This window comes from Telmatospirillum sp. J64-1 (assembly GCF_006980715.1).
GTDB lineage: Bacteria > Pseudomonadota > Alphaproteobacteria > Rhodospirillales > Magnetospirillaceae > Oleiliquidispirillum > Oleiliquidispirillum nitrogeniifigens.
This window is the reverse complement of sequence record NZ_SBHN01000007.1, coordinates 147,626-173,261: the sequence shown is the minus strand read 5'-3', so window position 1 is coordinate 173,261 and position 25,636 is coordinate 147,626. Positions and strand designations below refer to the sequence as shown.

21 protein-coding genes and 1 tRNA gene are annotated in these 25,636 nt (G+C 58.6%); 7 read left to right on the top strand and 15 right to left on the bottom strand.

The features are described 5' to 3' along the window. Window positions 1–2: 2 nt before the first annotated feature. From guaB to EPD66_RS09000, 3 genes are all read right to left on the bottom strand, one after another. Window positions 3–1,466: an IMP dehydrogenase gene (gene guaB / locus EPD66_RS09010; protein WP_142848160.1), complete on the bottom strand. Its 1,464-nt coding sequence runs from the start codon at window positions 1,464–1,466 to the stop codon at window positions 3–5. Window positions 1,467–1,717: 251 nt separating this feature from the next. Then, window positions 1,718–2,461, bottom strand: coding sequence for an RlmE family RNA methyltransferase (locus EPD66_RS09005; RefSeq protein WP_142848159.1), 744 nt, complete (start codon window positions 2,459–2,461; stop codon window positions 1,718–1,720). A 5-nt stretch (window positions 2,462–2,466) separates the two neighbouring features. Beyond that, window positions 2,467–3,519 (bottom strand): Ppx/GppA phosphatase family protein, encoded by a 1,053-nt coding sequence (locus tag EPD66_RS09000; protein WP_255448427.1) that lies wholly within the window; start codon window positions 3,517–3,519, stop codon window positions 2,467–2,469. Between the two features lie 344 nt (window positions 3,520–3,863). On the opposite strand from EPD66_RS09000, the gene EPD66_RS08995 reads away from it, so the two are divergent. Further along, window positions 3,864–3,937 (top strand) — tRNA-Gln (locus EPD66_RS08995). A gap of 59 nt (window positions 3,938–3,996) precedes the next feature. Here the strand turns inward: EPD66_RS08995 and EPD66_RS08990 are convergent. Together EPD66_RS08990 and EPD66_RS08980 are read right to left on the bottom strand one after the other, a co-directional pair. Beyond that, window positions 3,997–4,500 carry a lytic transglycosylase domain-containing protein gene (locus tag EPD66_RS08990; protein WP_185961323.1) on the bottom strand — a complete coding sequence of 168 codons (504 nt, stop codon included), beginning with the start codon at window positions 4,498–4,500 and terminating at the stop codon, window positions 3,997–3,999. Window positions 4,501–5,204: 704 nt separating this feature from the next. After that, window positions 5,205–5,804, bottom strand: coding sequence for a YjbF family lipoprotein (locus tag EPD66_RS08980; protein ID WP_221930931.1), 600 nt, complete (start codon window positions 5,802–5,804; stop codon window positions 5,205–5,207). Between the two features lie 138 nt (window positions 5,805–5,942). On the opposite strand from EPD66_RS08980, the gene EPD66_RS08975 reads away from it, so the two are divergent. Beyond that, entirely contained in the window at window positions 5,943–8,645 is a 2,703-nt protein-coding gene (locus tag EPD66_RS08975) for an SLBB domain-containing protein (protein WP_142848156.1), read from the top strand. A gap of 127 nt (window positions 8,646–8,772) precedes the next feature. Continuing rightward, window positions 8,773–11,154, top strand: a complete 2,382-nt coding sequence (locus EPD66_RS08970; protein ID WP_185961321.1) for a YjbH domain-containing protein — start codon at window positions 8,773–8,775, stop codon at window positions 11,152–11,154. A gap of 6 nt (window positions 11,155–11,160) precedes the next feature. Here EPD66_RS08970 and EPD66_RS08965 read toward each other — a convergent pair whose 3' ends face one another. The 3 genes from EPD66_RS08965 to EPD66_RS08955 all read right to left on the bottom strand — a co-directional run bounded on the left by EPD66_RS08965 (window position 11,161) and on the right by EPD66_RS08955 (window position 14,604). Continuing rightward, entirely contained in the window at window positions 11,161–11,802 is a 642-nt protein-coding gene (locus tag EPD66_RS08965; protein WP_185961320.1) for a trypsin-like peptidase domain-containing protein, read from the bottom strand. Window positions 11,803–12,692: 890 nt separating this feature from the next. Next, a complete protein-coding gene (locus EPD66_RS08960) occupies window positions 12,693–13,652 on the bottom strand; it encodes a CoxG family protein (protein WP_142848153.1) in 960 nt (319 codons plus the stop codon). 106 nt (window positions 13,653–13,758) lie between these two features. Continuing rightward, a complete protein-coding gene (locus tag EPD66_RS08955; RefSeq protein ID WP_370511873.1) occupies window positions 13,759–14,604 on the bottom strand; it encodes a rhamnan synthesis F family protein in 846 nt (281 codons plus the stop codon). A 586-nt stretch (window positions 14,605–15,190) separates the two neighbouring features. Here EPD66_RS08955 and EPD66_RS08950 point away from each other — a divergent pair. The 4 genes from EPD66_RS08950 to EPD66_RS08935 are packed head-to-tail and all read left to right on the top strand — an operon-like array spanning window position 15,191 to window position 18,047. Next, window positions 15,191–15,712: a hypothetical protein gene (locus EPD66_RS08950; protein ID WP_142848151.1), complete on the top strand. Its 522-nt coding sequence runs from the start codon at window positions 15,191–15,193 to the stop codon at window positions 15,710–15,712. A gap of 34 nt (window positions 15,713–15,746) precedes the next feature. Further along, on the top strand, window positions 15,747–16,592 hold the full coding sequence (locus EPD66_RS08945) for a hypothetical protein (RefSeq protein WP_142848150.1): 846 nt from the start codon (window positions 15,747–15,749) through the stop codon (window positions 16,590–16,592). A gap of 11 nt (window positions 16,593–16,603) precedes the next feature. Beyond that, window positions 16,604–17,401 (top strand): ABC transporter permease, encoded by a 798-nt coding sequence (locus tag EPD66_RS08940; protein WP_142848149.1) that lies wholly within the window; start codon window positions 16,604–16,606, stop codon window positions 17,399–17,401. A 40-nt stretch (window positions 17,402–17,441) separates the two neighbouring features. Next, entirely contained in the window at window positions 17,442–18,047 is a 606-nt protein-coding gene (locus EPD66_RS08935) for an ABC transporter ATP-binding protein (RefSeq protein ID WP_185961318.1), read from the top strand. Window positions 18,048–18,320: 273 nt separating this feature from the next. On the opposite strand, the gene EPD66_RS08930 is transcribed toward EPD66_RS08935, so the two are convergent. The 7 genes from EPD66_RS08930 to EPD66_RS08900 form a co-directional block, all read right to left on the bottom strand. Further along, window positions 18,321–19,670, bottom strand: coding sequence for a UDP-glucose/GDP-mannose dehydrogenase family protein (locus tag EPD66_RS08930; protein WP_142848147.1), 1,350 nt, complete (start codon window positions 19,668–19,670; stop codon window positions 18,321–18,323). 48 nt (window positions 19,671–19,718) lie between these two features. Continuing rightward, on the bottom strand, window positions 19,719–20,618 hold the full coding sequence (rfbA, locus tag EPD66_RS08925) for a glucose-1-phosphate thymidylyltransferase RfbA (RefSeq protein ID WP_142848146.1): 900 nt from the start codon (window positions 20,616–20,618) through the stop codon (window positions 19,719–19,721). A gap of 36 nt (window positions 20,619–20,654) precedes the next feature. Beyond that, the gene (gene rfbD, locus EPD66_RS08920; RefSeq protein ID WP_370511872.1) at window positions 20,655–21,560 is read right to left on the bottom strand and encodes a dTDP-4-dehydrorhamnose reductase; all 906 of its coding nucleotides are present in this window, start codon (window positions 21,558–21,560) and stop codon (window positions 20,655–20,657) included. Further along, window positions 21,557–22,618 carry a dTDP-glucose 4,6-dehydratase gene (rfbB, locus tag EPD66_RS08915; protein WP_142848145.1) on the bottom strand — a complete coding sequence of 354 codons (1,062 nt, stop codon included), beginning with the start codon at window positions 22,616–22,618 and terminating at the stop codon, window positions 21,557–21,559. Before rfbB ends, rfbD begins: the two co-directional genes overlap by 4 nt. Continuing rightward, entirely contained in the window at window positions 22,618–23,196 is a 579-nt protein-coding gene (gene rfbC, locus EPD66_RS08910) for a dTDP-4-dehydrorhamnose 3,5-epimerase (protein WP_142848195.1), read from the bottom strand. The genes rfbB and rfbC overlap by 1 nt, the downstream gene beginning before the upstream one ends. Beyond that, window positions 23,193–24,716 carry a mannose-1-phosphate guanylyltransferase/mannose-6-phosphate isomerase gene (locus EPD66_RS08905; protein WP_142848144.1) on the bottom strand — a complete coding sequence of 508 codons (1,524 nt, stop codon included), beginning with the start codon at window positions 24,714–24,716 and terminating at the stop codon, window positions 23,193–23,195. The genes rfbC and EPD66_RS08905 overlap by 4 nt, the downstream gene beginning before the upstream one ends. A 114-nt stretch (window positions 24,717–24,830) precedes the next feature. Further along, window positions 24,831–25,613 carry a bifunctional 2-polyprenyl-6-hydroxyphenol methylase/3-demethylubiquinol 3-O-methyltransferase UbiG gene (locus tag EPD66_RS08900; protein WP_185961317.1) on the bottom strand — a complete coding sequence of 261 codons (783 nt, stop codon included), beginning with the start codon at window positions 25,611–25,613 and terminating at the stop codon, window positions 24,831–24,833. Window positions 25,614–25,636 lie beyond the last annotated feature (23 nt).

The window sequence follows — 25,636 nt, the reverse complement described above, 5'->3', positions numbered from 1 at the left end:
GCTCAGCTTTCCGGACGGTAATTGGGGGCTTCGCGCGTGATCGACACGTCATGGACGTGGCTTTCCCGCAGGCCCGAAGAGGTGATGCGGCGGAAACGGCAGTTGCTCTGCATTTCCTTGATGGTGGCGTTGCCGGTATAGCCCATGGCCGCGCGCAGGCCGCCCACCAGCTGGTGGATCACCGTATCGACCGGGCCCTTGTAGGCGACGCGGCCTTCGATGCCTTCGGGCACCAGCTTCAGGTTGTCCGAGACTTCCGCCTGGAAGTAGCGGTCGGCCGAGCCACGCGCCATGGCGCCCAGCGAGCCCATGCCGCGATAGGACTTGTAGGAACGGCCCTGGTAGAGGAAGACTTCGCCGGGGCTTTCCTCGGTACCGGCGAACAGCGAACCGATCATCACGCAATTGGCGCCGGCGGCGATGGCCTTGGCGATGTCGCCCGAGAACTTGATGCCGCCATCGGCGATCACCGGCGTTTCGGTTCGGCGGGCCACCTCGGCCACTTCCAGGATGGCGGACAATTGCGGCACGCCCACACCGGCGACGATGCGGGTGGTGCAGATGGTGCCCGGGCCGATGCCGACCTTGACCGCGTCGGCCCCGGCCTTGATCAGCGCCTCGGCGGCTTCCGGCGTGGCGATGTTGCCGGCGATCACCTGGGCGATGTTGGATTCGGCCTTGATGCGGGCAACGGTGTCCATGACGCCGCGCGAATGGCCATGCGCGGTATCGACCACGACGACATCCACCCCGGCTTCCAGCAGCGCCATGGCGCGCTTGTAGCCGTCCTCGCCCACGCCGGTCGCGGCGCCGACGCGCAGGCGGCCCTGATCGTCCTTGCAGGCATTCGGATGGGCCTGGGCCTTTTCGATGTCCTTGACGGTGATCAGGCCGGTGCAGCGATATTCGTCGTCGACCACCAGCAGCTTCTCGATGCGGTGCTGGTGCAGCAGGCGGCGGGCTTCTTCCTTGTCCACCGTCTCGCGCACGGTGACCAGGTTGTCCTTGGTCATCAGCTCGCTGACGGGCTGGCGGCGGTTCTCGGCGAAGCGCACGTCGCGGTTGGTGAGGATGCCCACCAGCTTGCCGCTGCCGCGCTCGACCACGGGAATGCCCGAGATATGGTAATCGGCCATCAGTGCCAGGGCGTCGGCCAGGGTCTGGTCGGGATGGATGGTGACGGGATTGACCACCATGCCTGATTCGAACTTCTTGACCTTGCGGACTTCCGCGGCCTGTTCGGCGATTTCGAGGTTCTTGTGAACGATGCCGATGCCGCCGCGCTGGGCCAGGGCAATGGCGAGACCACTTTCGGTCACGGTGTCCATGGCCGCCGAAACAAGCGGAATCCCCAGCTCGATCGACCGGGTCAGTCGGGTCCGCGTGTCGGCCTGGGCGGGAAGTACGCTCGATTCGGCAGGCACCAGGAGCACGTCGTCAAAAGTGAGAGCTTCCTGAATTTGCATGCCGCCTCCGGTGTTCGGTGTGGCGGCGTATCATACACATTCTCGGTCTTCTGCCAAGCGATGCTTCGTACTGGTCAAGGACGAATTTGGAGGGATCGAAATCCCTTGCAGGCTTAAGGGAAAAGGGGCGGAGAAGAATGCGGGGCGCTGTCCTGTCGGCGCCAGATCAACGGCAAGGGCTTCTGCCTTCCGGAAGTTCCGGGAGGGCTGGGGCCCAGGGCCCCAGCGGGTTCGGGCAGAGCCCAAGAACCCTATTCCTCCCTTTGCGTTTCTTCCTTCCGTCCCCGGAAGCCGGTGGCGACCACATAGGCCTCGGGCGAGCCGGGGCGGCTGGCCGGGGGTTTGGCGTGGCGGACCGTTTCGAAGTCGCGCTTCAGCCAGTCGAGCAGGCTCTTCTCGGTGCCGCCCTGGAAGACCTTGGCGACGAAGGCGCCGCCGGGGGCCAGAACTTCCTCGGCGAAGGCCAGGGCCACTTCGACTAGGCCGATGATGCGCAGATGGTCCGTCGGCGGATGGCCGGTGGTGGGCGCGGCCATGTCGGACAGCACGACGTCGGCCGGGCCGTCCAGGGCCTGCTTCAGGCGGTCGGGGGCGTCGTCGGCCAGGAAGTCGCCGACCAGCACCGTGGCGCCGGGCACGGGTTCCCATTCCAGGATGTCGATGCCGACCACCTTGCCGCCGCCGGGATGTTCCGACCTCACGCGCTGTACCGCCACCTGCGTCCAGCCACCGGGGGCGGCGCCCAGGTCGACGACGCGCTTGCCGGGCTTGAGCAGGTGGAAGCGGTCATCCAGCTCGATCAGCTTGAAGGCGGCGCGGGACCGCCAGCCCTGGCGCTTGGCCTCGATGACATAGGGGTCGTTGAGCTGGCGTTGCAGCCAGCGGGTCGAGGACGGCTTGCGGCCGCGGGCGGTCTTCACCCGCTCGGCCAGCATGCGGTTGCCGCGGCCGCTGGACTGGCGGCCGCCCCCGAGGGCACTCTTGGTTTTGCTCATTACATCTATTCCGCTGCGAGAAGGGGGCGCGCCCGCATCATTTCGAACAGCATGCCTTCGCGCAGGCCGCGATCGGCGACGCGCAGGCGGCCCACCGGCCATACCTTACATATGGCGGCGAGGATGGCGCAGCCAGCCACGACAAGATCGGCACGGTCGCGTCCGATACAGGGATGGGCCACGCGATCTTCGTGGGACATGCCGGCCAGGGCGCGGCTGACCTGTTCCACGTCGTCGAAATTCATGAACAGCCCATCCACGGCGCGGCGCTCGTAGCGCGGCAGGCCGAGCAGGATCCCCCCCAGCGTGGTGACGGTGCCGGACGTGCCCAGCATCTGGGCCTTGCCCCGCATCACCTGGGCGGTAATGCCGTATTGCCGGTCGAAAGGCTGGATGGCCTGGGCGATCCTGTCCACCACCTCGTCATAGCCGTCGAGGTCTTGCAGGAGATGGCCGAACAATTCGCCCAGCGTCACGACGCCCAGGGGCAGCGACAGCACACCGGTCATGCTGGGGGGCGCACCGGGATTGCGGCGGACCCACATCAATTCGGTCGAGCCGCCGCCAATATCGAAGACCAGGGCATGGGGCAGGCGGTGGTCAAGGAGGGGCGCGCAGCCAGCCAGGGCCAGCCGGGCTTCCTCGGTGGGCGAGATGATCTCCAGGTCCAGCCCGGTCGCCATGGCGGTGCGTTCCAGGAATTCGCTGCCATTGGCGGCGCGGCGGCAGGCTTCCGTGGCGACCGCCCGCATGCGCGAGACTCCGGCCCGGCGCATCTTCTCGGTGCAGCGCGACAGGGCCTGGATGGTGCGTTCCATGGCGGCATCGGACAGGACGCCGCTGCTGCTCAGGCCTTCCCCCAGGCGGGTGGCGCGGGAGAAGGCATCGACGACGCGAAAGCCGCGGCCGGCGGGATGGGCGATCAGCATGCGGCAATTGTTGGTGCCCAGATCCAGCGCCGCGCATAGGTCGTTCCGCGCACGCCCACGCCGTCCCCCTTGCCGGGCGGCGGCGGAGCGGCCGGGGGCTTGGGTGAGGTTCGAAGGCAAGGCGGACAAGGTCGGGTACACTCCGGAAGGCGGCCAAGTATGCAGGCGGGCACTATAGAAGCAGCCATTCTAGTGCCCCTACCGGCCCCGGGAAACCCCTCATTTGGCCTGACCTGCATCAAAGGAGGAACAACCCCACCCAAATTTTCTTCAAAAACCTCTCGCCAAGGCCCGATCACCATGATAGAAAGCCGGCCTCTCGCGTTGACCCGGTCCAAGCACAAGGGCGGGTTCGGCGATGAACGACAGGGCCGTTAGCGGCGAAACTGGCGATTATCGGCCGACCGGAACTTTGTGCTGCGATGGGTTGACATGACGGTTTCGGACCATTAAATAGCCCGGAGCCGACCTGATGGGGGATCGTCTAGTGGTAGGACAGCGGACTCTGACTCCGCCAGCCTAGGTTCGAATCCTAGTCCCCCAGCCAATAAGCCCTCGGAAATATTCAATTTCCGAGGGCTTTTGCTTTTGAAGCAAGCGCGATCGTCAGCATTCTTCTACATGTGCCCCTTTCTGTCCGGCGAGAATTGTCAGATTCCGGGCCACACGGCAGACATAAGCATGGCGGCGTTCCGCATTGCCGGAATGGTAATGCGCCACGGCCTCGGTCCAGGTGCCGAAGCGCAGCTTGTTCTCTATTAAAAATTTTGCCGCATAAACGATGTTGAACCACGGATCCAGCGCGAGGTCCGGCATGTCCCGGAAATAATGCGGGTGATGGCGTAGGGAAATCTGTCCGCAACCCACATCTATGTTGTCCGCGCTCTCAAGGTGGTTATGCAGAAGGGCCGAGGCCTCGGTTTTGGTTGCCGGATAGAAAGCTTGGCCGTCCACATTCAGGGCGTAGGGATGATTGCTGCTTTCCGTCATGACAACTGCCTGCAGGATCCAGCGCGGAATTTCAAACATCTCTTCTGCCTGGGCGGCAAGAGTGGCGCATTCGCTTGCTTTGGCGGAAGCAGGGCTCCATAGCAAGGCCAGGACAAGCATGAGGAGCGCGCAGATTCGCGAATTATGGGTAGGGTGTGGATGAAAGAGCCGAAGCGCGGGTTGGGTAGGAAATGTTTTTGTCATAAATCTGGTGGCGTACTGTCTTCTGCTGTTTTTTCGCCCTCCTCGCGCGGTCTAGTGTAGGGGAGCGCGGGGGGAGGATGCTGTAATTAAGTTGTGGCAGAAGGGGTGTTGCAGCGAAAGAGGGCTTGTTTCTCGTTGCGCAAACGGAGATAAAGGTTGCGTTCGTTCCAAGCTATCCTAGGGGGAAAAATGCCTCTCGTGAAAAAGATCTCAAGCGCGTTCGTGGCCCTTGCTCTCGTGGCGGCTCCTGCTGCGGTGCATGCCCAAGGGGCTGAAAGTGGTGCTGCTGCGGGTGCCGGCGCTGGTACCGGTGGTGCCGCTGCTGGTGCGGCCGGTGCCGGTGCTGCTGCTGCGGGTGGTGTGACGGCTGGTGTCTTTGCTGCTGGTGTCGGTGTTGCGGCTGCGGTTGGCGTTGCTGTTGCGGCGGCTAGCAACAGCAGCAATAGTGGCACGACTGGTACCACCGGTTCAACCGGCACAACCGGCACGGCCCGCTAAGCATCTTGCTGCTGTATAGGCAGGCAAAAAGGCTATCGGTTTTACCGATAGCCTTTTTTATGCCTGTATCAGGCCTGTTTCCAGGTATGGAGTGGTATAGGGGCTTGTGCCAGTGTGGGTAGCTAGACAGCGGCTGGTTTGAGTACGGCCAGTTCAATGGCCGGGGTGTCAGGCAGAAAATGCTGTACACTCATCCACGTAAAGCCTGTTTTGTCCTGCCAGAAGCGGTTTTCAAAAGACCATTGAAAACTTTCCGCATCACAATACTCGCGTACTTCTGTTACATTATGGCTAAGGCCATGGATGTTAATTGCCGTTTCTCCCTGAATTTCGAAGCGGGAGCGGATGGGCACCCCGAAACGGTTCTCATATTCCAAATCGACCATTCGCCTTGTCTTGGCCTCTGAGAGCGAGGGGAGGCCTGTGACGGGGTGCTGGTTGGCGATGGGATCTTGCTCAAGATTTTGTGTGTGGCGCAAATTCTGTGGAAACCCGGCTGTGGCGACTAGACGTCCGCCGCGCGTAATTATGGCAGCGCGGTCGGCCGAAAACCAATGCAGGTCGCGCCCGTCGATCCGGCCCAATACGATGACCGAAAGAGGGCCTGACCCAGCTTTGGCAGACATGGAAGCGTATGGGGATTGTCGGAAGGCGGCAAAATCAATGTCAGGGGAGGGACTGCGCCCCATTGCGAACATTAAGGTGTCCGTAGCCTGCCCCATTGTAGTCTCGCCGCAGCCTGTCAAAAGGGCTGATGTTGCGCCTATTACGAAAGTTCGTCGCCCTATCATTTTGTCTACCTTCTCAACCCCCTCTTACGTATACTCTGCCCGGCTTGCGAGTAAGGGGGCGTCGTTCTCGTGTTAAAAAAAATATTTTCTGCTCTAGTCGTTTTCGCCTTGGGTTTTTCAGTTTCCATCGGTGCGGGGCAGGCGCAGCAATCCCCCGCCGTCCCAAATGCGATCTTAGATCAGCTTCAGCAGCGCATGCAATCGCAGGGCGAAGTTCAGGAGGTGCCGAGCGCCTTGGAGCCTCAACCTCAACCCCAGCCGCAAACGCAGATGCTTGGGCCGGATGCCGATTGGTTTACCAAGCAGTCTCAGGAGATGGCCGCGCCGACGCGCCTTGAAGTCGATTATGCCAAGCGGGCAGGGGAGGAGAATCTAAGGCAATTCGGTTACGATCAGTTATTACGGCCCTTTATCAGCCAGGGTTCGGTCGGTGCTGGGGCTGAAGATTACTGGCTGGGTGTCGGTGACGAGATAGTGGCTACGCTGCGGGGGCAGCGGAATGTCACTTATCGGTCGCGGATCGACCGGGAAGGGCGCTTGGTTCTTCCTGATTTGCCTCCCATTCCTGCAGCTGGACGTCGGTTCGATGATTTCCGGGCTGATCTGGAAGCTCAGGTTGCAGCCAATTTTATTCAAACGAATGTCTTTGTTTCTCTTGGTGCCGTACGCCAAATCTCCGTAGTCGTTGCTGGCGAGGTTGTCGTACCTGGGCCGCAGACGGTTTCCGGTCTCTCCACTGTGCTGGATGCTCTGCTGACGGCCGGAGGGGTCAAGAAGACAGGCTCTCTTCGTCGTGTGCAGCTGCTGCGCGACCAACAGGTCATCACCATTGATCTCTACGACCTTTTGCTCGGTCGCCCAGGGGCCGATGCGACTGTGTTGCGAGCCGGTGACCGGATCACCGTTCCGTCTTTGGGGCAGACGATTGCGGTAACTGGTGACGTACTGCGTCCCGGCATCTATGAATTGAGCGGCAATACGATTGAGCATCAGGCGGCCTTGGCGCTGGCCGGAGGACCGCTGCGGGCAGGGGGGCAGTATCGTCATCTGCGCCTTTCAAGTACCCAGGGAGGGGGCGACCAGGTTCAGGAACTTGCCGCAGGGCAGGGCCGTCTATCGGGCGGTGATATCCTGATGTTACAAGGTGCTACCACCGAAAAAGCCGGATTTTTCAGCGTCGAGGGGAATGTCAGCCGGCCGGGCATGAGGGATCTTGGTCGTATCGTCAGCCTGCGGAGTCTTCTCGCTGAGCATGATCTCTTGCTGCCTGATACCTATTTGCCTTTTGCCGTGGTCGAAACATCCGATCCGCTGACCTTGATGCGGCGTTATCAGCCGGTAGACCTGACTGCAGTTCGAGCCGGTTATGAAGATCTGCCCCTGTCTAGCCGTGACAAGGTGATCATTCTCAGTCGAGAGGACGTGCGTTATCTTGCTTCGGCCGATGTGCAAGCGGTCTTGGCTGGCCAGCAACCGCTTTTCGGGCGTGGGGCTGTTCAGTTGGATAATCCAGATGCTGCAGGTGAGCAGTTGCTCGACGGTCGTCCGACTTCGTTGCCGATCAGTGAAGATCCTGTTGTCCAAGCTTTAGAAAGCTGCAAAGGGTTGCGCGAACTCTCCAACGTCGTCGCGGCCAGCGGGGTTGTCCGCTATGCCAATGCCCGAGAAGTGTTGGCTCCGGGGCAAAGACCATCGATTGCGGATGTGCAATATTGCCCCGAGGTTTTTGAAAACCATCCAATGCTCCTGCCTTTACTGCTGGATCACGTGGTAAGCGTGCAGGGGATGATCGCCCGGGCAGGGGCCTACCCGGTTTTGCCGGGTGTTGCACTGGACACCGTTGTGACGGTCGCCGGTGGGGTGACGCGTGAAGCTGACCTCAACAATGTGGAAGTAATCCGTTTCGGCCCGGACGATGGGGGTGATGGCGTCGATTCCCTGCGCGAGGTCTATGCGCTGGGGCCGATGGCCCAGCAAGTCAGGCTGATGCCCGGCGATGTGGTGCGGGTCAATCCGCGCTTCACAGACCGGGACAATGGACCGGTGGTGCTGCGGGGAGAAGTGCGGCGTCCGGGAGTCTATACGATCCGCCGTGGTGAGCGCTTGTCCGATGTGATCGCACGAGCCGGAGGTCTGACGGAGCAAGCCTACCCGATCGGGGCTGTCTTCACCCGCGAATATGTCCGCCAGAAGGAGCAGGAAAGCTATCAGACTGCCGCACGCGAATTGGAGGCATCGATGATTGATGCCTTGAGTCTCGGACAGATGACGCCGGAGCGGCAGGCAGCTCTTGCTTCCATGCAGGGGGCTGTGCGGACACTGCGCGAAGCCCAGGCCCTGGGAAGAGTCGTGGTCGAGGCCGATCCGGCCGTGTTGCAGGTCCGCCCGGAACTCGACACTGTCGTGGAGCCGGGGGACACTCTCTTCATTCCCAAACGGCCCAATCATGTGGCGGTCGCGGGAGAGGTGCTGCATCCCGGCGCCCAGCAATTCAGGTCGGGGCAAACAGCGGATGTCTATATCCGCAATGCAGGCGGATTGCGCCGCGCGGCTGATGAAGGACGTATTTTCGTCTTGCTGCCTTCGGGGGAGGCGCGTCCTTTGTCGTTGTCCTTCTGGAATTATTCCTCGGTTCAGATACCTCCGGGAAGCACGATCATCGTTCCGCGTGATCCGGCACCGTTCAGTTTCTGGACGTTCACGAGAGATATCACTCAAGTCCTGAGCCAAGTGGCCATTTCAGCTGCATCGCTGGCGGTTATTTCCCGGTGATGCCAGTACCCCTGGGGATCGAGGATAGGACAGTGATGTGATGCGGCGCGTCAGGGGTGCGCTCATGCTGGGATGTGTGGCCTGCCTACTGAGTGGTGGGCAGGCCCGTGCCCAGGAAACAGGCCGCTTGTCGTTTGAGCCTGGATTCAACGATTTCGGCCAGACCGGGCTATTGCAGATGCCTTCAGGGCGTATGGCCCCTGATGGGGAAATGGTATTTGGATCGTCCTATACCGATCCCTATACGCGTATTTTTCTGACGGTCCAGTTTCTGCCCTGGCTGCAGGGAACTTTCCGTTATACCGATATTGCAAATGTCCTTTACGGCCCTCGCGAATTAAGTGGGGATCAGACCTATAAGGATAAAGGTGTCGATCTTAAGCTGCGCCTGGTCGAGGAAGGGCCATATCTCCCGGAAATCTCCGTTGGTTTCCGTGATATTGGCGGCACGAGCCTGTTCGGGTCGGAATATATTGCCGCAAGCCGACGATATTATGACTTCGATTTTACGCTGGGCATGGCCTGGGGCAATGCCGGTACACGCGGGCATATTAGAAATCCGTTGACCTATCTGTCGGACCGATTCGGGAACCGAACCGGTGAAGCGTCAACAATTTCCGAAACCGGAACGCTAGGGCTTGGGTCTTTTTTCAGCGGTCCCCGCGCAGCTTTCTTCGGCGGCATCGAATGGCATACGCCGGTCGAAGGATTGCGGCTGATGGCCGAATATGACGGCAACAATTATCAAGAGGAAGCTCACGGGAACCAATTCCCGGTCAGTTCGCCGCTGAATTTTGGGGCAAGCTATCGTGCCTTGCGCTGGTTGGACTTAAGCTTGGCCTATGAGCGTGGAAATGAGGTCATGCTGCGCGGCATGCTGCGCACCAATTTCAACAGCGACATGGGCGTGCCGAATATCAATGAAAAGCCGCCGCTGCCGGTAACACCGCGCAGGCGAGAGCGGCCGGCCGAGCCATCCTCGTTTGGAGTTGATCAGCGCGGCATTGCTATGGCAACCGAGCGTGTCTATGCGGCCATCGAGTCTGAGGGGTTGGGCGTGCAATCCCTGGAGGTGTCGCCTCCGGTTGCTCGGCTGCACTTGGTTCCTACGGCGTCTCCGGCAAGTGCAGGGCAATATGCCCGTGCCGCCTTGGCGGTGGCTCGTCTCCCCGATGCCGGTGGTGTGGAGGAGGTGATTGTCCTGTCCGGGGAACAGGAGATGGGGCGTTTCGATACCGCCGAACTGATTCAGGCTGCGGGACTGGGAGGGCTCCAGGTGCCGGAAGGTACGGCTGAAAAGGATGTGGCCACCGTGGCCAGCGAGATTTTTGGCATCCTGAATTATTACGGCTTCAAAGGAGAACGTTTCGCGATCGAAGGCCAGACGGCGACATTGGTTTACAGCCAGGGGCTATACGCCAACCTTGCCAAGGCGGCTGGCCGCGCGGCACGCGTTCTCGCCGCCCAGGCGCCGGAATATGTCGAGGAACTGCGCCTCATAGAAGTCAATGATAACCTACCCATCTCGCAGATCACGTTGCTTCGAACCGATGTGGAGAAAGCGGCGAATTATGAGGGAAGCGCCGATGAGACATGGTTGAGGACCAATATCGAGGCGCCCTCAATTCCGGATGGCCAGGACTGGGTCATGCCGGCGAACCGTTATCCTGATCTGCAATGGGGGTTGTCGCCCCAATTGCGTCAGACCATTGGGGGGCCTGACGGCTTCTATCTCTATCAAATCTATGGAGCTCTCGATTCCTCTCTCACTCTGGCCCCAGGTCTTAATATTCAAGGACGTGTAGCAGCGGATATCGTCAACAATTTTGATCGGCTGCAGTATCAGGCGCCCAGTGGGCTGCCTCGTGTCCGGACGGACCTCAACGAATATCTTAAGGACTCGGCCTTCTGGATTGATAGTTTGACGGCAAACTATCTTTTTCAAATTGCGCCGGAATGGTATGGGCGTGCTTCTGCCGGGCTTTTCGAGATGATGTATGGCGGTGTCGGTGGAGAGGTCCTTTACCGTCCTCATCAAGCCCGCTGGGCGCTGGGGTTGGACCTCAATCACGTGGTACAGCGAGATTTCGACGGGTTGCTTGGTTTCAAGGATTATCAGGTCACGACAGGGCATCTGACATATTATCACCAGCTGCCCTTCTATGATCTCTTCACGAGCGTGAGCGCGGGCCGTTATCTCGCAGGAGATGTGGGTGCGACCTTGCAAGTCGGGCGAGAATTCGCCAATGGCGTGACGGTTGGGGCATGGGCAACCAAGACCGATGTTTCTGCCGAACAGTTCGGTGAAGGCGCCTTCGACAAAGGGTTCTACATCAACATTCCCTTCGACCTCTTCTCAACGACGCCCAGCAAAGGGCGGGTTGGTTTCGCTTTTGCGCCGTTGACGCGTGATGGGGGGGCCAAGGTAGCCATTCCTCGACCGCTTTATGGCGAGGTTACTTCCAGCGGGCGGGTGGAGCAGGATGGTTGGCGGGAGATGTGGAAATAGTTTTCCTCACTCTTGCGGCGGTAACACGGCGAGTAGGGAGGGCATGTCAGCTTCATGCTGGGCGAGGAGAGACTGTACCTCTGCCAGCACGTCTTGGGCGTGATAGGCGAACAGAATAGGAGTATTGGTGGGAAGGGAATTCCCCTCCGCATCGCGTAATTCCGTATAGATGCCTTGTACCAGGCCCAGCCACGCTCCCTGTGCATTGACGACAGGACCTCCCGAATAGCCGCCGCCACCGCCCCCTTCGAACATCAGGCCGTTCTGGCGCTGATGCTCCGCACAGGCATTGGCCCGGGCGCAAGACCATGCTTGGGGATTAAGAATTTTTCCTTGGCTGACAGGCGCTACCAAACCATTGGTCGTTCCCATGGCCCAAGCCGCTTCCGCCTGGAGGGGCTTGGCGATGCTCACTGGGCGGCCCAAGCCTGGCGGTACTTTGAGCAAGGCAAGATCCATATGCTCGCTGACCGCCAGCACTTCGATTCCGACCATTTTTCCGGACGCCGTAATGCCATGAAGGCCACCGGTCACCTCTGCGACATGGGCATTGGTCACGGCCAAACCGTCGGCAATGATGACAGCGGAGCCGGTGGCACCCAGGAAACCGGGGATGCCGGTAAAGACGCTGAGATAGTTTTCTTCCATCTCCGCCAGCGGCGTGCCGGGGAGGTCGCTATAGGGCGTTACGCAAGCCCCAGGTATGAGTGCCAAAATAAGGCAAAGCATTCTTAGATGAGACATCATCCCCAGCAGATGGCGGGGGATCAGAGAGTGTTCACCTGTAATGGTGAGGTAGTTGATTTATCTTGTGGTGTCTTCGTTATTTCCTATGTACGCGTCCACCATATGCTTTTGGATTGTGCGCCTCGGGAAAGGTTCCGCCGTTTTCTTGCGGAGGGCCTATCAGGATGAGACAAGAAACGGACAGGTGGAGGCGATTCTCTTTTAGAGATTTCCTCCTCCGCTTCTAGGCTGTCCGGCGTATCCGTGTGTTTTCTTGCAGGGGAACGGAAGGCTGTCTGCAATGACAGCCAGGGGTAGACGAGAGGCTGTGATCTTGAGCCAATCAACAGCGGCGGCGAAGCAAAGGATTTGTTTGGCCAGCTTGGTAGCTGTCTTGCAACGGGTGGTGATGGCGCGCCAAGTGTGCCCCGAGGTTCTCAGGGGAATGCTTACAGAGATACGGTCAGATCAGGGCAGGTGGTTGGCGTATCGGGCGTTTGGGCGGGGTGATCGGACGGAGATCTATATCCCAGATCAGTGAGCAAGGCACTGAAAGCGAAGCCTCTGTCACCAAAATCTTATCCCGGTACATCCGCCAGATAATCGATCAGGCCCGGGATCATTCGCAACTCATGTCTCTGGCCGTGAGCTTACACCCCTCTGCAATTACGCAGACTTTTGCGCTCCTGCCCCTAGACCCATAGACGGTACCGCGGCTACGACCGCGCTTGGCAGGCTTCCGTTGCAATACCTGCCACGGTTTTCCGATGCCAAGCGCAGTCCTTCTGCAAGCCGCCGGATTGATGAATGTTTCAGCGCAAAGCTAAGAGCGCGAGCAGGAAGCCCACTGTCGTGGTGCCGCAACCCACCAGGACGCCGATCAGCATCCAGCCGACGCCGAGAGACTTCTGCGGTTCAAGGATCGTGACTGCACTCGCCGGTACCAGCTGCGGGGTAGCCGTGTCCACAGTGGTAGAAGCGGGGGCAACAGCGGCTGGCGATGCTACCGCCACCGGTCCCGATTCGCTAGGCTCAGCTTCTGCCGACTGCCGAGAGAGCATGGTTGGTTGGTGCGGAGTGAATTTTGTTTGGTCTGCATTCCGCTGTCTATCGGAGACGGAGAAGCCGTCAATCTTCTTATCGACCCGGGTCGCTCCCGCCCCACCTATGCTGCCGAGGATGGGAGAGGTTTGATGAGGTTCAGCTATACGCTGTCCCTGCTTTGGGAGAACGAATTTAGCAGTTTCGGGTCCAAGGGGCCTTGCACCAGCCGCCGGCCCCACCGGACTGCGACCCTCATTGCCAAGAAAAACTTCGAGCTGTCCTGCTGCCGTGTCTAAGAGCTTCTGCAACACAGGCCGACCACGACGAAGTTTGTACAGCGCCATAGGTCCTGTCAAGGTAAGCTGGCAGCTATAGCGGACAAGTGTGCCGTCCCGCAATGGGGTGAGATAGACATCGATGCTCCCTTTTGCAGTGCCGGCGATGCCCCAGGATGCAGTTGCCTCTACGATCATTTGCTTAGGGGCTTCAACAGTCTTGATGTTGAAGGTGCCCTTTACTTCCTTCGAGAACGGTCCGATCGGTACCGAAATAATTACTTCGAAAGCCTCGTCGCCACATTTCGCGGCTGAGCGGCATCCTGGAACAACCGCTTTTATGACTGCGGGATCCTGAAGCTTGTGCCACAGGATTTGTTGTTCGACCGGAAAAAAGCGCTCGCCTGATAGCACCTCATCCTGAGTACTGGCAGGGTTTAGAGTAGTCTGCATGATGTGTCCTTATATTAGCGAATCTATATAAGACGGTGCCATTCCGATGAAGATCCCTGATTCCGGATAGCTTTCCGAAGGAGGCGTGTCAGGCACCGCTTCCGCTCTATTTTTCAAGGCCGAATCGCAAAGATTTAGTCAATTTTCGCCGTAGGATGGCTTCCAGGTGGCTGAGGCGCGGCAGTTTCAAATAATAGTGCGACCATAAGCCAGGACCGAACTGTCGAGGGAGTTCGACGGTCTTCAGGCCTGCTGCAGCCGCTGAAATGCCGAGAAGGCGCTCCACGGCATGAGCGGTTGTTCCGTCCAACTGCCCGGCTTCCGGTTCGAAGTCTTCCGGTGTGAGTGCGAGAGAGCGTAACCATTCCAGAGCGCGTGGCCGGAACCAGAACATCGATCCTGCCGGGAAGGCAAGAGGGATGCCTTCGATGGGAAGGCCACGTGAGGCGGCAAGTGTTGCGGCCCGTTGCCGATTGGCTGCCCAGGCACGATGGTCCAGGCAAAAGCCTCGGGGACAAACAATACCTATAGAATCATCGTTAGCTAATAGACGAAACCCCTCTGGGATGCCTTGTTTTCCTGCAACAAGGGAAGATAGGAGATAGCGTCGCCAGGACGATCCGGCCAGCAAATGCAGGCTCTTTTTAGTGTGGATCTTGCACACGGCTTCGTATTGCGTGAACAGGCCGGAGTTCAAGAGTGAAACAAAGGGCAGGATATCACGGCCCTTGTTCTCGACTACATGAATGTTCGCTTGCGGACAGCCCCTCTTTATCCGGGTTGCTGTGCCGGGTGCTGCTGTCGCCGAAACCGTCACATAAAGGTCAAAAGGTATCTTGACCCTCATAAGGTAGCGAAGCATCTCGTCCCAAAGGTCAGGATAGTAGATATGCGCGACAAATGCGACCTTCGCCATTCCCGCCTCTTCTTGAGCAGTGCCAGCAGCCGACACAGCTAGTCAGCCTTGGTCAAGAGGTCGGTTTTGGACGATTGGCGTTGGTGCCTGTGACACGCCCCGGTTATGATTGTCTTAATCGCATTGCAACTGGACTGTGAGTTTTTGCTGACCAGGACTGGAGAAACGTCCAGCCTTGTGTTCCGGCTGGAAACGTATCTTTTTTGGCCACTAGTTCCGGTATAGCGATGGCCGCCTGCGACGGCACACGGTCCGCCGGCTGCAAGATTACTCGTGAAGCTGCCGTCTCCGTATACGAGGTGCCGCCCGTCGCCCGGATGGTGTCCATTCCTCACAGTCAATCCTCGTTCAACGGAATTCAGTGGCTGCCTAGTCGCTTCTGGGTGTCTTACAAGCTAGCGGCTTCATGGGACTGATGCCGCAGATACAGTATGGCTTTTTGTACAGCCTAAGTGGTATACAGGCAACCGTTCAAGACATTCGCGCTCGAAAGAGTTGCAGCCGGGCTTGCTGCCGATCAGTCCGGGAAGGACGTGTCGCGAAGACGAAGAAGCTTTGGCTAGGTTCGTACTAAAGCGCCTGCCGGAGAAGCTCAAATCATGGAAAGTGAGGGTGGTCCGCCATGGGACATCAGCCGAGCATCGACGAGCAGATATTGGCGCTCTATGAGCCGGAGCGTCAGGAGCTCCTGCGGTCATACGTGACCCAGATCCTGGAATTGACCAAAGCTTCCAAAAACACCACTGCAGAAATGGCGGCGAATCGTAATCAAGTGGTGAAAGAGGCTATGGCCGATGGCTTTGTGCCTTCGATAATTGTACGAATGGTTGATCCGCTGCCGCCAGCCGATCTGGACAAAGTCGACCAGGTCTGGCGTCTGATGGTGCATTATGCATTGGCTTCGGGGGTGGTCCGCTTGGATGAGATCAACATGCTTCGTTCCGATGCTAACGGAACCAATGGCGATAAGGTGATCGGGGAGGCAAGCCAGCATTCCCAATCTTCCTTGCCGCCGACAGCACCGTCTCCACAGCCAACCGTGGCCAAGCCGATCCAGAGCTGGGAGCTCCCTCTATACGGCCTGTTCGGCGTTGCCATTACCGGGGTCATCTTGTATGGCATGGCGCAGTTCCAGATTTTCTAGAAATTTGGCGGTTTCCGCAAATCGAGGTAATCAGGTGATCGGGATTTTCCGGCGCGTCTTTGGAGAGCGTCATACAAGAAAAGCCATTGTTCTTGCGGCTGCCGTGCTACTGCCGACATTTCTGTCGTCTCTGTATTACGGGATGGTTGCTAGTGACGTTTACGTCTCGGAGAGCCGACTGGTGGTTCACCGCGAGGACAGTGTCGCCGGTGCCGGCTCAATTTTCGGATCCTTGGTACGTGCCACCGGCCTCACGGGAATCCGGTATCAGGACGTGGTGAAGGATTTCGTGGGCTCGAGGAACTTTCTTCTGCAGCTTGACCGAGAGCTTGGCCTTGCCCGCCATTACAGTGGCGAAAACGTTGACTTTCTGTCGCGCCTCAGCCCCGGGGCAGATGAAGAAGATTTTTTGCGCTACCTGCGACGCAAGATCAGACTGCATGTGGAACCGGGGTCCGAGGTCATGGTGCTCCAGGTGCGCGCTTTCGACCCTGCGGTGGCGCAGACGATCTCGCAGCGCATCGTTGACGAGGCGGAGACGCTGGTAAATGAGATGTCGCGCCGGCCGATCGAAAGCCGCCTGTCTTACGCAAAGCAGGAAGTGGAGGATGCGCTCGAGGCCGTGCGGGCTTCCAGCCAGATCCTTGAGCGTCAGCTTGCCCAGGACCGATACATCTCGGCGCTGCGGACTCTTGAAGAGGTCGAGGCAACTGCTATGCGTCAGCAGGTCTACTTGCTTGCCTTTGTCCCTCCGACGGATTTGCATGAGGCGCAAGAACCGAACCGTGCACGGGCCGTTTTGACCACCTTCGTGCTTGCCAGTCTCGCCACTTCCATTTTGGCGCTCGCCGGGCTGGCGCTGCGCGACCAACTCACTTAGTGGGCGATCTCATGAATACGACGGCGCGGCCTCAGGGGCCGTCGACAGCCCGAGTGCTCTACGCCCTTATTCTCCGGGAGATTCAGACACGATACGGTAAGCATCGTAGCGGCTATCTCTGGGCGTTTATGGAACCCGCGATCACTATTGTTCTGTTTGGCAGTGGTTTCCTCCTTCTTGGTGCGGCCCCACCCCGAGGCATGCACGTTCTGCCGTTCCTTATTACAGGGGTCGGGGCCTTTTTTGTGTTTCAGAACGTCATGCTCTATACCATGGGGGCCATTGCTAGCGGTCGGGTATTCTTCAGTTATCCAGGTGTCATGCCATTCCACGTCACCATCGCGCGGGGCATCCTTGAGACGTTGACCATGATTTCGGTCTTCTTCGTCTTCCTGTTCGTTGGTTGGCTGTTCGGCGTGGAGATAGAACTGGAGGATCCTCTCGCGATCGTCTTGTGCCTTCTGGCGCTCTCGCTTTTCGGTTTCGGCCTTGGCTCGGCTCTCGGAATGGCGGCTCAATTCCTGCCCTTCCTGCAGCGCGTTGTGCCAGCCATCACCCGACCGTTCCTGTTATTCTCCGGCGCTTTCTATACGGCGGAGGAGATTCCCCCCCAGGCAGCCACTTACTTCCTCGTCAATCCGCTGTTGCACGCGATTGAAATCCTGCGCGAAGCCACCTTCTACAGTCACCATTCCATCTATGCAGACGGGGCTTACTTGGCTGTTTGTGTGGTGGGAGCGCTGTTTTTCGGCATCCTTCTGCAGGCCGCTCTCAAGCGACGGGTCCTTTGCCTTGATAAGACTGCGTAACGTTTGCAAGACCTACACGGTCGATGGACACACCAGAACCGTGCTGCGTAATGTTTCTGCTGAGTTCCCGACAGGGCGCAACGTTGGAGTGTTGGGACTGAACGGCGCCGGCAAGTCGACGACCTTACGCATCATCGCCGGCATTGAACCGCCTGATAGCGGGAAGATCGAGCGGGCCGTCAGCATCTCCTGGCCGGTCGGTTTCTCCGGTTCCTTCAGCGCCGACCTTAGCGGTCGCCATAATGTACGTTTTCTTGCCAGGCTCTACGGAGCGGGTGTCCAAAATGTCGAAAGTTTCGTGGAAGAGCATGCGGGCCTCGGCGAATATTTCGACCACCCGGTTCGATCCTATTCGTCTGGCATGAAGGCGCGGCTTTCTACCTCGGCCAGCCTCGCGATTCCCTTTGATTGTTATATCATCGACGAAGCTCTTGCCACAGGGGATCGACGGTTCCAGGCTCGTTTCGACATGCTTCTGAAGCGGATTTCCGAGCGTGCGTCAATATTCATTGTGTCGCACCAGATCACTCAGATCGAGCGCTATGCCGACATGGTGTGCGTCTTGAATGCTGGGAACATGCACGTTTTCGATCGCGCCAGAGATGGTATCACTTACTACAACAGGTATGTCGCGCCGATCGAATAGCGTTGTTTTAGCTTGTAGGCTCGGTTCCTGGAGATAGTGGCGTTCTGGGTGGACGACGGACCAGAAGACTGTTCGTCAACGAGGTTAGCTTGGTATTGGTGCTTAGGCCCGACTTAGCGGACGAAGTCGGGCCTAGCCGAGACAGGGCTGGCGTATCTCTGCGTCTCCGGCAACGACGGAGTACGGAGTAATGCTGAAGATAGGGGATGCGTGGTCTGTCGCTCCGGAAATTGCCGGTCATCCCTGCCATTTTCTAGCTTTATCTCATTATGGCTATGCTGGTTGAGGCGTGCGCTCTTGTCTCATGCCTTTCCGGACGAACGGGCGTCCAATGCACTCGTAGCGGAATCCTGCTTTGTCCATGACCTCAGGTTCGTAGACATTTCGAAGATCGATCATCGCCGGCTCTGCCATGAGCGCCTTCACTTTGGCGAGGTTAAGGCTGCGGAATTCATTCCATTCCGTCAGAATGGTTAAAATGTCTGCTCCGTCCATCGCGGTATAGGCGTCGGTGCAGTAGGTGATCTCCGGCAGGAGGGATCGGGCCTCTGCCATGCCTGCAGGATCGTAGGCCTTCACCGTTGCACCGGCTGCAAGTAGCGCCGGCACGATGTCTAGCGATGGGGCGTCTCGCATGTCATCGGTGTTGGGCTTGAAGGTTAGACCGAGGATGGCGACGGTCTTACCGGCCACAGAGCCACCGGCGAAGGCAATGATGCGTTCAGCCATGGAGCGCTTGCGTTTGGCGTTGATGTCGATCACCGTTTCGACGATGCGTAGAGGCGCACCGCTGTCACGGGCTGTTTGCACTAAGGCGAGAGTGTCCTTGGGAAAGCAGGATCCCCCGTAGCCGGGACCAGCATGCAGGAACTTACGGCCGATGCGGCCGTCGAGGCCGATGCCCTTGGCGATATCATGTATGTCGGCGCCTACCTGCTCGCATAGATCGGCGATCTCATTGATGAAAGTGATCTTGGTAGCGAGGAAAGTGTTGGCTGCATACTTGATCAGCTCACTGGTCTCCAGCGAGGTGAACAGGATCGGCGTCTCGATGAGGTAGAGGACCTGGTAGAGCTGGCGCATGACTTCTCTTGCACGCTCCGTCTCTGCGCCGATGACGACGCGGTCCGGGCGCATGAAGTCGCTGATAGCCGAGCCTTCTCGCAGGAACTCTGGGTTTGAAGTGACATCAAAGTCGGCGTCCGGGCGCGTTTCCCGTATGATCCGTTCGACCTCTCGGCCTGTGCCGACAGGGACGGTCGACTTAGTAACGATGACGGTGTAGCCTTTGATGTTCTGGGCGATCTCGCGTGCTGCGGCGTAGACGTAGGAGAGGTCTGCATGACCATCACCACGGCGTGTTGGCGTGCCAACAGCAATGAAGACTGCGTCCACATCGCTAACGGCGGCCGGAAGGCTTGTGGTGAAGCTCAGGCGTCCGGCGGCGGTGTTACGTTGGACCAATTCGTCGAGGCCAGGTTCGTAGATCGGGATTTCACCACGCATCAGACGCTGGATCTTGCTCTCGTCTTTATCTACGCAGATGACCTTGGTCCCGAATTCAGCAAAACAGGCTCCGGATACCAAGCCGACATAACCTGTGCCGATCATTGCAATCTTCATTTATTTCCTCAAATTTTTAGCCGGCCGCCTGCTTGTAGGGACCTTTCTTCAGGCGATTACCAGTTCCGGCACGTGCGACGTCTCGTCCTGCGCCAGTCGAAGAAGATACTGCCCGTATCCGTTCTTTTGCATTTCGCTGCCGAGGGCGATGAGTTCGTTGCGGCCGATCCAACCATTGACGAAGGCAATCTCCTCGGGCACTGCGATACGCAGGCCTTGGCGTTTCTCGATGGTTTGGATGTAACTTGAGGCTTCGACCAGGCTGTCATGGGTGCCAGTGTCGAACCAGGCGTATCCGCGTCCTAGACGCTCGACACGCAGGTCGCCGCGCTCCAGGTAGTGGTTGTTGAGGTCGGTGATTTCCAACTCGCCCCGTGCGCTCGGTTGGATCGCTGCGGCGATGTCAACGACGGTATTGTCGTAGAAGTAGAGACCGGTTACCGCCCAACTGGACTTAGGCATCCTCGGCTTCTCTTCGATTGAAGTTGCCCGTCCTTCGTGGTCGAAAGTGACGATGCCGTAGCGCTCGGGATCATGGACGTGATAGCCGAAGACGGTTGCCCCGTTCGGCCGGCTAGCGGCGATCTTGAGCTTTTCGGTGAGGCCATGGCCGTAGAAGATGTTGTCGCCGAGCACAAGCGCACAGCTGTCATTGCCGATGAAATCCTTGCCGATGAGGAAGGCCTGCGCCAAACCCTCGGGCTTTGGCTGCACGGCATAGGACAGGCTGATGCCCCACTGGCCACCGTCTCCGAGCAAGTGCTGGAAGGCTGATGCGTCCTGCGGCGTCGTGATGATCAGGATATCGCGGATGCCGGCCAACATGAGTGTCGACAGCGGATAGTAAATCATTGGCTTGTCGTAGACAGGCAGCAGCTGCTTCGATACCGCGTGTGTGATCGGATAGAGACGGGTGCCCGAGCCCCCAGCTAGGATGATTCCCTTCATAATGTTTCCCCCCTCTCGTCCATATGCGGCAGGCACTCAGGGCCTTGCCGTCTCTCCCATATCCACCAGAACAGTATTGAGCATCTCGGCCAGGGCTGCTTCCCACGAGCGTAGGCGTATTCCATAGGCCTGCTCCAGGCGGTGGCAATCAAGCACCGAGTTGGCCGGGCGCTTGGCAGGCGTCGGATATTCCGCCGTGGTGATCGCCTCGATCGTCGGAACCTTCTGAAGGCTTGGTTTCGCAAGTTCGAAGATTTTGCGCGCAAAGCCGTACCAGCTGGTCGCACCACTACCAGTGCAGTGAAAGGTGCCGAAGCACTCGTCCCGCATGGTGCCGTTGATCATCTGTCTTGCGATTGCCAGTGTTGCATCGGCGAGATCGCCGGCGAAGGTCGGGCAGCCACGTTGGTCATCGACCACCCGAAGTGTGTCGCGCTCGGCTCCGACCCGCAGCATGGTCTTGACGAAGTTGTGGCCGTGGATGCCGTAGACCCAGGCGGTGCGGAGGATGACGTGATGCGCCAAGTGTTCCCGCACCGCCTCTTCACCCGCCAGCTTGCTCTTGCCGTAGATGCCGAGCGGAGCAACCGGATCGTCTTCTTTGTAGGCGCCGCTCTTGCTGCCGTCGAAGACGTAGTCGGTGGAGATGTGGATGAGGGGTATTCCGACTTCTGCGCAGGCCGCAGCGAGATGCGCCGGTCCATCACGGTTGACGGCATAGGCAGCGTCGGCGTCGTTTTCAGCCCTGTCCACCGCCGTGTAGGCAGCTGCGTTAATCACGATCTTGGGCTTGAGCCGAGCAATTGTCTGCATCACAGCGAGACGGTCGGTGATGTCGAGATCGCCGTGGCCGAGGGCGTGCAGGGACAGGCCAGCACCACGGCGGGCGACTTCCCAACCCAGTTGGCCGTGGGCGCCGGTTACCAGGATATCAGCTATCACGCTATTTCCTTCGCGCCAAGTCCAAGCCTTTGGCCCTGATAGCGGCCGGAGCGGATGTCTTCCCACCAGGGGCGATTCTCCAAGTACCATATGACGGTCTTGCGCAGGCCGCTCTCGAAGGTTTCGCTCGGCCGCCAGCTGAGTTCCTTGGAAATCTTGGTAATGTCCATGGCGTAGCGGGCGTCATGACCGGGCCGGTCGGAGACGAAAGTGATAAGCTCACGGTGCGACTTATCAGCTGGCACCAACTCGTCGAGTAGATCGCAGATAGCACGCACGACGTCGATATTGGTGCGCTCGGCCTCGCCGCCGATATTGTAGGTCTCGCCGAGCCGTCCCTTTGTTAGCACCGTCCAGAGGGCGCGGGCATGGTCCTCGACAAAGAGCCAGTCGCGCACATTCTCGCCGGTGCCGTAGACCGGCAGGGGCTTGCCCTCCAGGCCGTTGAGGATGACTAGCGGGATCAGCTTCTCTGGAAAATGATAGGGCCCGTAATTGTTGGAGCAATTGGTGGTGACGACCGGCAGGCCATAGGTATGGTGCCAGGCCCGCACCAGATGGTCCGAGGCCGCCTTGGAGGCGGAATACGGCGAGTTCGGCTGATAGGGCGTTTTCTCGCTGAACAGCCCCTCGGGGCCCAGCGCACCGTAGACCTCGTCGGTGGAAACGTGGTGGAAGCGGAAGGCCTCCTTGCGCGCCGGCGGCAGGCTGTTCCAGTAGGCGCGCGTTGCTTCCAGCAGGGTATAGGTGCCGACGATATTGGTGTCGATAAAGGCCGACGGCCCGTCGATGGAGCGGTCGACATGGCTCTCGGCCGCGAGATGCATCACGGCGTCAGGCTGTTCCGCTGCGAACAGGTCGGCCATCGCCTTGCCGTCACGGATGTCGGCATGGACGAAGCGATGGTTCGGGCTGTCCTTTACCGGCGCCAGGGAAGCGAGGTTGCCAGCATAGGTGAGGGCATCGACGGTAACGACGTTGACGCCGAGTTCTCCCACCAGCAGGCGGACGACGGCCGATCCGATGAAGCCGGCACCGCCGGTAACCAGGACCTTCATTATACGGACTCCATCTCGGCATCATAATGGAAGTAGGCGGGGAGGTCAGCCAGCCGCGGCTGCCGCTTGTCCTTCTCCGACAGCAGCGCCTCGGACTCGCTGACCGGCCAATCGATGCCAATCGCCGGATCGTTCCAGAGCAGGCCCTTGTCGTGCTCGGGCGAATAGTAGTTGGAAACCTTGTAAAGGACCTCCGTGTTCGGCTCGAGCGTCACCAAGCCATGGGCGAAGCCGATGGGCACCAGAATTTGGTTCCATTCCTCGGCCGAGATCACCGCCGAAACGTGTTTCCCGTAAGTCGGCGAGCCGACCCGCAAATCCACCGCCACATCAAGGATGGCACCCCGCACGACACGCACCAGCTTATCTTGGGCAAAGGGCGGCGTCTGGAAATGCAGGCCGCGCACGGTGCCTTTCTCGGCGGAAAAGGCGTGGTTGTCCTGCACAAAGGTGATGTCGATGCCAGCTTCTCGAAGGTCGCGCTGGCTGTACGTTTCCGAGAAAAAGCCGCGAGCGTCGCCGTGTTTCTTCGGCCAAAAAACTTTGATATCAGGAATGGCGAGGCTTTTAACGGTCATGGACACGAATGTTCTCCAATTCCGCAGGAGTGGCCTTCCTCCTGCCTCATATTAGGGCGGGCATTTTCGGCAATATCTAGAGCTATTCGGCCATAGCCGTCCTCAAATCGGACAATGTCGTCCTCACCAAGGTAGCTTCCAGACTGAACTTCAATCAGATGAAGTGGCAGCTTGCCGGGATTCTCCAGCCGATGCGTTTCACCCGCCGGAATGTATGTCGACTGATCTTCCGTCAGGAGGAACTTCTTCGTCCCACGGGTTACCAGAGCGGTCCCGCTGACAACGATCCAGTGTTCCGCACGGTGGTGGTGCATCTGCAGCGACAACTGCTCCCCAGGCTGCACAACAATGCGCTTCACCTGAAAACGCTCGCCTCGGTCGATGCCGCGATAGTTGCCCCATGGGCGGTGTACCGTCGTGTGCAGGCTGTGCTCGGTGCGCCCCTCCGCCTTGAGGCGGTCCACGAGCTGCTTGACGTCCTGCACCTTGTGACGATCCATTACGAGGACTGCATCATCGGTCTCTACAACCACTACGTTCTCGAGGCCTGCGACCACAACAAGACGGTGCTCCGAGCGGACGTAGGTATTCGAGGTGTCGTGCAGAATGACGTCACCCTGCGCCACGTTGCCCTTGCTGTCTTTCGGAGCCACGTCCCATAGCGCCGACCAAGCCCCCAGGTCGTTCCAGCCCATCTCGACCGGCACGACGGCTGCTCGCTGCGTTTTCTCCATCACCGCAAAGTCAATGGAATCCGAGGGCGACGCGGCAAAGGCTTCTTTATCGAGGCGACAGAACGTCAAGTCGCGCTGGCTGCCGTTAAGGGCTTTGCGGCATGCCGCGATAATTGCCGGGTTAGCGCGTTCCAATTCTTCCAGATAGGACATGGCCGAGAAAAGGAAAATTCCGCTGTTCCAGTGGTAGTTGCCATCCGCAAGATATCCCTCGGCGGTTTTCAACTCCGGCTTTTCAACGAATTTCTCCACCTCATATACGCCTGCATGGCCCGGCAGCAATTTGGCAGCTTTAATGTAGCCGTAGCCTGTCTCTGGCCGATCTGGGGTGATGCCGAAAGTCACTAATGCGCCCTGCGCAGCCGCAGCCGCAGCCTGATCGACAGCGGCAAGGAAACTGGCGGTATCGGCAATGACGTGATCCGATGGCATCACCAGCATAAGCGCATCGTCCTGGTCGGCTAGCAGACGCAGAGCGGCAACAGCAACCGCCGGGGCAGTGTTCCTGCCGACAGGTTCCAGGATGATCTCGGACGGCTGACAAGACTGTGTCCGCAGTTGCTCTGCCACAATGAACCTGTGCTCATCGTTACAGACGACCAGCGGCGCCGCGAATCGACTGTCGGCCACGCGCAGGACGGTCTCTTGGATCATCGTCAGTTTGCTCGCCAGCGGCAGAAACTGCTTGGGGTAGCCCGCCCTGGACAGAGGCCATAGACGGCTTCCGGCGCCACCCGACAAAATGATAGGTCGAATTCCGCTAAGTGGTCCTTGATTTCTAAACATGGATATACACGAAGCCTTTTTACAGAGGTCCGCTACTATGTCTCGGCGAGCTTCACTCTCGTCTGGCTCTTCCGTTTCATAAACTCAGCCTAATTTTACAAATGAGAAATAAAATTAATAGGCGGACGGATAGGCAAGACGACACCCGAATCCTTCAAGACATAGGTCTAAGGGAAAGGCTTTTCTTTGAATGCGCGGCCATACGGACGTAAAATGTCGGAGATGTCGGTCGGGTATAATAAAAAGGTCTTCAAGGATAAACCCTGACTCTCGGAATACAGAGAGATACTCCATGAAGGTCAGTCTGTTAAGCATGTGTCGAAACTCGCTGCGCTGTCTCCCTGTAATCTCTGCCGGGAATTCATCCTCTTCCTTATAGAGATGCTCCCATGCCGAGAGCGGCAAGTGTGATCCTGCAGAACTATAGTACAGAGGGTCTGAAAATATCGACACGCGGCCATCCGGTTTTAGGAACCTTCTGAAACTGAAAAATGTCGCCTTCAATGAATCGATATGTTCAACAACATTATTGGAGAGGATTACGTCAAAATCTTGCCCCCCTCTTAGATCAATGATGTTCCCACGAATGAGTTTGAAAGTGCCCGCGACCGGTTCTGGTAGTTCCTCAATAGCAGCATCAAGTGGTTGTGTTGGTCTGTCTGCTGGGTCGACACCTACCACATCAAGTGCGCCATTGCGCAAGCACCATAGCACTTCCGTTCCCCAGCCAGATCCCAATACAAGTATACGTTTTCCTTTTACATCAGCCAACCGAGGCAACCATCGGTCACAATGAGCTTGGTAGTGCTGAATGTACTTTTTGTAATGCGTAATGCGGTCTGTGGCGGAAGCATCTTCATGCTGCCCTTCAGCGCCTTTATTTTTGTCTGCCGTCACAATCATCCTCCCCTAGTAATCGT

Bases quoted from the DNA above. Each gene is read 5' to 3' on its own strand.
- guaB (WP_142848160.1), bottom strand. From the start codon at position 1,466: ATGCAAATTCAGGAAGCTCTCACTTTTGACGACGTGCTCCTGGTGCCT.
- EPD66_RS08940 (WP_142848149.1), top strand. From the start codon at position 16,604: ATGAATACGACGGCGCGGCCTCAGGGGCCGTCGACAGCCCGAGTGCTC.
- EPD66_RS08960 (WP_142848153.1), bottom strand. From the start codon at position 13,652: ATGCAGACTACTCTAAACCCTGCCAGTACTCAGGATGAGGTGCTATCA.
- EPD66_RS08990 (WP_185961323.1), bottom strand. From the start codon at position 4,500: ATGCTTGTCCTGGCCTTGCTATGGAGCCCTGCTTCCGCCAAAGCAAGC.
- EPD66_RS08965 (WP_185961320.1), bottom strand. From the start codon at position 11,802: ATGGAAGAAAACTATCTCAGCGTCTTTACCGGCATCCCCGGTTTCCTG.
- rfbC (WP_142848195.1), bottom strand. From the start codon at position 23,196: ATGACCGTTAAAAGCCTCGCCATTCCTGATATCAAAGTTTTTTGGCCG.
- EPD66_RS08950 (WP_142848151.1), top strand. From the start codon at position 15,191: ATGGGACATCAGCCGAGCATCGACGAGCAGATATTGGCGCTCTATGAG.
- EPD66_RS08930 (WP_142848147.1), bottom strand. From the start codon at position 19,670: ATGAAGATTGCAATGATCGGCACAGGTTATGTCGGCTTGGTATCCGGA.
- EPD66_RS09005 (WP_142848159.1), bottom strand. From the start codon at position 2,461: ATGAGCAAAACCAAGAGTGCCCTCGGGGGCGGCCGCCAGTCCAGCGGC.
- rfbB (WP_142848145.1), bottom strand. From the start codon at position 22,618: ATGAAGGTCCTGGTTACCGGCGGTGCCGGCTTCATCGGATCGGCCGTC.
- EPD66_RS08980 (WP_221930931.1), bottom strand. From the start codon at position 5,804: ATGGGGCAGGCTACGGACACCTTAATGTTCGCAATGGGGCGCAGTCCC.
- EPD66_RS08905 (WP_142848144.1), bottom strand. From the start codon at position 24,716: ATGTTTAGAAATCAAGGACCACTTAGCGGAATTCGACCTATCATTTTG.
- rfbA (WP_142848146.1), bottom strand. From the start codon at position 20,618: ATGAAGGGAATCATCCTAGCTGGGGGCTCGGGCACCCGTCTCTATCCG.